The 6163-nt window shown below is 39.0% G+C and carries 7 protein-coding genes and 1 pseudogene; 3 read left to right on the forward strand and 5 right to left on the reverse strand.

Annotated elements, in window-relative coordinates:
• Positions 1-488 (reverse strand): annotated as a pseudogene (locus AC33VI_RS14125) (hypothetical protein); the annotation flags it as partial.
• A 238-nt stretch (positions 489-726) separates the two neighbouring features.
• Between AC33VI_RS14125 and AC33VI_RS14130 the strand changes: the two are divergent.
• A complete protein-coding gene (locus AC33VI_RS14130) occupies positions 727-1020 on the forward strand; it encodes a hypothetical protein (protein ID WP_491782905.1) in 294 nt (97 codons plus the stop codon).
• A 21-nt stretch (positions 1021-1041) separates the two neighbouring features.
• Here the strand turns inward: AC33VI_RS14130 and AC33VI_RS14135 are convergent, their stop codons facing one another.
• On the reverse strand, positions 1042-1977 hold the full coding sequence (locus tag AC33VI_RS14135; RefSeq protein ID WP_491782906.1) for a phosphoribulokinase: 936 nt from the start codon (positions 1975-1977) through the stop codon (positions 1042-1044).
• Between the two features lie 260 nt (positions 1978-2237).
• Here AC33VI_RS14135 and AC33VI_RS14140 point away from each other — a divergent pair, with 260 nt between their 5' ends.
• On the forward strand, positions 2238-2903 hold the full coding sequence (locus AC33VI_RS14140; RefSeq protein ID WP_491782907.1) for a helix-turn-helix transcriptional regulator: 666 nt from the start codon (positions 2238-2240) through the stop codon (positions 2901-2903).
• Here the strand turns inward: AC33VI_RS14140 and mraY are convergent.
• The 3 genes from mraY to AC33VI_RS14155 form a co-directional block, all read right to left on the reverse strand.
• Positions 2900-4018 carry a phospho-N-acetylmuramoyl-pentapeptide-transferase gene (gene mraY, locus AC33VI_RS14145; protein ID WP_491782908.1) on the reverse strand — a complete coding sequence of 373 codons (1119 nt, stop codon included), beginning with the start codon at positions 4016-4018 and terminating at the stop codon, positions 2900-2902. The two genes, AC33VI_RS14140 and mraY, sit on opposite strands and share 4 nt — an antisense overlap.
• Before the next feature lie 110 nt (positions 4019-4128).
• Positions 4129-4353: a DUF3134 domain-containing protein gene (locus tag AC33VI_RS14150; RefSeq protein ID WP_491782909.1), complete on the reverse strand. Its 225-nt coding sequence runs from the start codon at positions 4351-4353 to the stop codon at positions 4129-4131.
• Positions 4354-4482: 129 nt separating this feature from the next.
• Positions 4483-4677 carry a hypothetical protein gene (locus AC33VI_RS14155; protein ID WP_491782910.1) on the reverse strand — a complete coding sequence of 65 codons (195 nt, stop codon included), beginning with the start codon at positions 4675-4677 and terminating at the stop codon, positions 4483-4485.
• 224 nt (positions 4678-4901) lie between these two features.
• Between AC33VI_RS14155 and purT the strand changes: the two genes are divergently transcribed.
• Positions 4902-6068, forward strand: a complete 1167-nt coding sequence (gene purT / locus AC33VI_RS14160; protein ID WP_491782911.1) for a formate-dependent phosphoribosylglycinamide formyltransferase — start codon at positions 4902-4904, stop codon at positions 6066-6068.
• Positions 6069-6163 lie beyond the last annotated feature (95 nt).

Below are 6163 nucleotides of genomic sequence, written 5' to 3' on the forward strand. Positions count from 1 at the left end.
ACTTCAGGTGCGGTAGATTCTCCTCCATTGCTGGCAGTAGGGCTAGAAAATAAACGACTCGCTCCCAAAGTAAAAAATACTCCCAATCCCAACCCAATTAATAAAGCTTTTCTGCCTGTAAATAAAGCTGCTTTTTTGTTTTTAATCGATTCTTTGGCTAAATCGGAATCTGCTGGGGAAATATTAGCAGGTGCTACGGAAGAAGTAGCTAAACTGTCAGTAGTAATCGCAATAGGGCGATCGCTTGGTTCGGCTTTTGTATAGTCGAGAAAATAAAATTTATCGTCAATTTCTGTGATATATAAAGCATTTTTAGGCATAAAGTTGGATGCTCGATCGGGATAGGCTAACTTAGCTGAATTGACCCCCAAAAAAGCTTTTTCTAAAAGTAAACTGTCTAACTCTCCTAAAGATCCAGCGATTAGGCGATCGCCCGTTCCGAGATCTAATTCTGACTGATGATTATTGATATTAGATTTTTGTTGCACGATTATTAAGCAAAGTTATATTTTAGTAAATAAAATTAATATTTTAATTGATTTATCTAGAATCGGTCTATTTAAAACCAAAAAATATTCACTGTAACTGATTTTTTCTTAAGTTAAACAACTAGAAGAATTTATTAAATAACACCCAAACAATAGCATTTCAAAATAGTAAGTGTTAGTCTAAGAAAGTAACTCGATTGAGAGTAGTTGTCACCGAGATCGTCAGGATTCGGAAAGTATGGAATCGCCATTAAATTGTACGAGTGCCAATCTAGAACAAGCTGCTTTAAGCAAATTTCGTTCTTTGGCTACTTGTTTGCCCCAAGATATCGATATTTCTCGCGAACCTTGGGGTCGTTCCACAGTCTTGTGCATTGATTTTGCTAATTGTCCTCATTTATTTAGTGTAGACCATGAACAGACTCAGTTGCTGAATCAAGCAATCTCTAAATTAGGGTTAGCTAGCTCGATTATTTTTCGCATCGGCAGCAAAATCGTGGGCTGGAAAAATTTTAAATCTTCTCAACCCTAGATTTTAAAACCTATCTACCCCCTAAACCGCAGCCTTGAGCATATGGTAGGTAATCAATAATTGAGTCAACGCCAAGGGATAACTTTGTAGGGTTTCTCCTGTAGTCCCAATTACCGTACCCAAATCTTGATTGCCTTCCAGACCGCAAAACTGACCGAGGTAAGGAACTTCACCACACATAATTTTTTCTAGCTCTAGTACTTGTTCTTGGGTAGCCCGTCTGTCTATTTCTAAAATATCGACGGGTTTTCCCATATCTCGATCTAAGCCTAAACGAATAGCATCTCCTAAATGACTCCCTTCCGCATTGAGAAAACCAGTTAAATCGGGATGAGGAATAGTAGGACGCAGAACTAATTTGGCATTGAGCAGCAAATTATCTCCTGCATTCTCCGTACCTTCAGGAGGATAAAAAATGACAACCATATCCGACCATTTTCGCTGAGGACGAATAAAAGCTGCCGAATCTGGCTCTCTTTGACGCAGTTGCTCTAAAACTTGTTCTTCGTTGTAACCTCGTTTGCGAGTATCCCGTTTGATTTTCCAAGCCGCCCGTAATGATTCGGGAGGGGCTAAATAGGTAGTAACATCATAGCTGTCTCGCATTTTGCGCGTAGAATAACCCAATAAACCTTCCACAATTACATATTTGCGAGGTTCGATATATTCTGGGGGATCGAACGTTCCCGTACTGTGATTGTAAATGGGTTTGAGAATTGCCTGTCCTCTCCTGAGCAAAGCTAAATGCTGTTCGATAATATTTAGATAGTTACAGTCGGGATGCAAGGCAGATATCTTCATTTCGGCTCGTTGAGCGCGATCGTAACGATGGTAATCATCAGTACAAATAATCGTAACGTTATCTTGCCCCAAAACCTTAGCAATCCCCTTGGTTAAAGTGGTTTTACCTGCTGCACTGTCACCAACTATGCCGAGAATAATGGGTCGATCGCTCATAATAATTAGTTCTCCTTGGAAAAAAAACTAGCTCAAAAATAAAGATAATATCGTCACTCTACCATTTGTACCTCCTTTGGAAAACTACCTAACCCCAATTTTTAGTTGTGCAACTAGATCTTCTCAGTAAAATATTTAACTTGAGAAATCATACTTTTATTTACCGATGCCAGATAATATAAGCCTTTTGTGTTAAGTCTGACTTGACATTTTAGTTGTTCGATATGTAAATTAATACTTAACAGATAAGCAACTAAATAATGAAAAACCGACTCAAGGAACTTCGACAATCAAATCAACTATCCCAAGCCGAACTTGCAAGAAAACTCGAAGTTACTCGTCAGGCAATTAATGGTTTTGAATCTGGAAAATTCGATCCTAGTTTGGAGATGGCTTGTAAAATTGCCAGTTTATTAAATGTGGCGATCGAGGATATTTTTATTTATGAAGGAAAAAAATCCATGCAAACTCTAGTCAAACAAGTTAAAAATTTCTTGGGATTGGAATTCGGTTTGGAAAGATTCGATTCTCAAGCGATCGCTGCAATCAATTTTGCTCGAAACGTAGCCAAAGAAATGAAGTCGAACCAAGTTGAACCCCAACATTTGCTGGCAGGGTTATTAAGAGATCGAGCGACTACTTCTGCCCGTTTGCTTGTAGCCAGTGGTGCTAACAGCAGTAGGGAAATTGAAGTTAATCCATCACTAACAAATAAAAACCCCAAACTCAATTCCGAAAGTAAATTTGTTCTGGAATTAGCTTTACAAATCGTTCGACTGCAAAACAAAAAATCCATCAAAACAGAACATATTTTATGGGGTTTAGTTCGCTTGACGGAAACAGGTAATACCGAGATTAACAACTTATTTCAGCAATATCAGGTAAATCTTGCAGTCTTGAACCAGCAATTGACAGCAAATATTTAACGCACAAAATAGGCGATCGCAACCAGGAACAAATTAACTACATAAAACATTCCTACCACCTGAGTTTCAGCCCAACCACTCAGTTCAAAATGATGGTGAATGGGTGCCATTTTAAACAGGCGTTTTCCTCGACCATTTTCGTCTTTGGTAGCTTTGTAATAACCTACTTGAGCGATAACGGAGAGAGATTCGATAAAGAAAAGACCGCTAACGATAAATAAAGCCCAAAGGTTACCACTGCTGAGTCCTACTGCTCCTAGCGCGCCTCCTAAAGCCAGAGAACCCGTATCCCCCATGAATACCCTTGCAGGATTGCGATTGTGAACCAGAAAACCCAAACAACCTCCACTCATACAGGCACAAAACAAAGCTAGATCGGGAGAATCTGCACTGATAATTGCTCCTAAGCCTAAAAAAGCGATCGCCCCCGTACCCCCAGCCAATCCATCTACTCCATCGGTTAGGTTGGTGGCATTGCTTTCCGCTGCCAAGACAAATATAGCTAAAGGCAGAAATAACCATCCTAGAGCAAGATCGATTCCTCCAGGAAGACTTAAATGGGCTATGGAAGACGATTCGTGCCAATATAACCAGAAAGTAAATAATGCCCCAAACCCTATTTGTAGAGTCAATTTCATTCGGGGGGAGATACCTTTGTTGGACTTTTTACGTAATACTTGCCAGTCGTCAATCCAACCGATAAAACCAAAACCCAGAGTAACCACGCATACAGCGATCGCTTCTGAGGAAATAGCAGGAATATTAGGATTTAAAGTAATTCCAATTAAAGCAATTATTACTGCTACAGGAACAAAAAAAATGCCTCCCATAGTGGGCGTGCCAGCTTTTTTTAAGTGAGATTGGGGACCATCTTCTTGGACGATTTGCCCCGTTTTTAAGCGGTTGAGCATGGGAATTACCCAATTGCCCATCAAGGCAGCGATCGAGGTGCAGCTTAGGAGGGGAAAGGATAACAAACCAAACTGTTTGCCCGAAATACTATCTTGATAGTCTAGGGCGATCGCACTTAAGCTTAAAACAGCGATCGCAAATATTAACAGGCTTTTACCAGAAGGAACGATCAACTTCTCTGTCGCGAGTGATTTAACATCCACAATGAAACTACTACCAATTTTTTCCTAATGTTACCCATCGAGCTCTAGTTTTACCAGAGCGATCGATGAATAATCATTATAAGAGTAGAATTTATTGTTTATGGAGGATTTTAATCATCGTCATCGTCAAAATCATCATCGTCTTCCCCATCCATAAGCATATCTAGATCGTCATCAGCTTTAACTTTTTCTACTTCTACAGTTTCGCGAGGAATTAGACGATTGTTTGCTTTTAACCAATCAATTAAAGAAGCTCCTCGCTTAATAGGAATCACGATCGCAGGTTCGTAGCGAGCTTCTTGAACTAAAGCAGGATTTTTACGTTGTTCTTCCATAAATTGAATTTAGTATAGTTTTGTCTAACTAGGGTAACTTAAAATATGGTGTCTACTTCCGATTGTAGATCGAGAGTTAAACCCAGCCCCTTATTATACCTTTTGAACGAACAACGATTTTGATTTTCTTTACTGACGATTTCCATTTAGAGAAGCATCGCTACGTATTACCGCTTGTTCCATAGCTTTTTGAATAATATTCCGAGCAGATTTTTCTTCTTCGTCACAACCGCCAATAATGTTAGCTGTTTCTAAATCGCTTAGTTCTTGAAGTTGGGATTTTGTAGAATTAGCTTTTAGCTCTTTAATCTTGATTATAGACATAACCTTAAAAATAAATAAAGACTAGTGAAATAATAAGCATACATATAATAGTACAAACTTTCATCAAAATAAAGTTCACTTGTAACTTTACAAAATCTATAATAATTTGACCTAATTTGATTAACAAATATTCATCAATTTAAAAATAAAAGAATCTGGAAAAAATTGTAAATGCTTTACAATTTATTTCGGATCGTTTATTGCTTAATTTTTAGTCATAATTCATGAAAAAACTGCAATTACCTCAGAAAATAATGCTCTTGGGCGCGGGAGAATTGGGAAAAGAATTTGCGATCGCTGCCCAGCGTTTGGGAAATTTTGTAGTAGCAGTAGATCGGTATGCTAATGCCCCAGCCATGCAGGTAGCTGATGCAGCAGAAGTAATTTCGATGCTCGATGGAGAAGATTTAGAAAGAACAATCAAAAAATATCAGCCCGACTTTATTGTTCCTGAAATTGAGGCAATTAGAACGGAAAAACTGCAAGAATTTGAAGCTCGGGGCATTACTGTGATTCCTACGGCAATGGCTACCATATATACGATGAATCGCGATCGCATTCGGGAATTGGCAGCACAGGAATTGGGTATTCGCACTGCTAAATATGCCTATGCTACCAGTTTAGAAGAATTAAAGATAGTTTCTGAATCAATTGGCTTTCCTAATGTAGTTAAGCCTGTCATGTCTTCTTCAGGGAAAGGACAGTCGATGGTTAAATCTGCTTCGGAAGTTGATACTGCCTGGGAATATGCGATCGCAGGAGCGCGGGGAGATACCCAAAAAATAATTGTCGAGGAATTTATTGATTTTGACCTAGAAATCACTTTAATGACTGTCAAACAGTGGGATGCGCCAACCATATTTTGTCCTCCTATCGCTCATCGTCAAGAAAGAGGCGACTACCAGGAATCTTGGCAACCTGCGGGAATCTCCCCCAGCCAAACTAAAGCTGCTGAAGCTATAGCTACCAAAGTTACCGATGCTTTGGGCGGTGCGGGGATCTTTGGAGTTGAGTTTTTTATTACTCAAGATGAAGTGATTTTTTCCGAATTATCTCCCCGCCCCCACGATACGGGCATGGTAACTTTGATTTCTCAAAACCTCAATGAGTTTGAATTACATTTACGAGCAATTTTAGGCTTACCCATTCCCAAAATAGAAGTTTTCTCTCCCGCTGCTAGTGCGGTAATTCTGGCAGATAAGCATTCAGATAGTATTGCTTTTGCTAATGTAGCGGAGGCTTTGACAATAGTAGATACGGACATCAGATTATTTGGCAAACCTGATTCTCGCCCCTACCGTCGCATGGGAGTCGCTTTAGCCAAAGGAAAAACTACAGATGAAGCTAGAGCTAAAGCTCAAACCGCAGCTAATAAAGTACTCTTACTATGAATTAAACAGGCTTAATATGATTGTATCGATTGAATTTATAAATATTCAATTAGATTGAGGTTATGACCAATTTAATATCCTGAATTTAATTCACA

It is taken from the genome of Waterburya sp. (assembly GCF_058530065.1).

Coding starts and splice junctions, on each gene's coding strand:
- AC33VI_RS14130 (WP_491782905.1), top strand. CDS start 727: ATGGAATCGCCATTAAATTGTACGAGTGCCAATCTAGAACAAGCTGCT.
- AC33VI_RS14135 (WP_491782906.1), bottom strand. CDS start 1,977: ATGAGCGATCGACCCATTATTCTCGGCATAGTTGGTGACAGTGCAGCA.
- AC33VI_RS14140 (WP_491782907.1), top strand. CDS start 2,238: ATGAAAAACCGACTCAAGGAACTTCGACAATCAAATCAACTATCCCAA.
- AC33VI_RS14150 (WP_491782909.1), bottom strand. CDS start 4,353: ATGGAAGAACAACGTAAAAATCCTGCTTTAGTTCAAGAAGCTCGCTAC.
- AC33VI_RS14155 (WP_491782910.1), bottom strand. CDS start 4,677: ATGTCTATAATCAAGATTAAAGAGCTAAAAGCTAATTCTACAAAATCC.
- purT (WP_491782911.1), top strand. CDS start 4,902: ATGAAAAAACTGCAATTACCTCAGAAAATAATGCTCTTGGGCGCGGGA.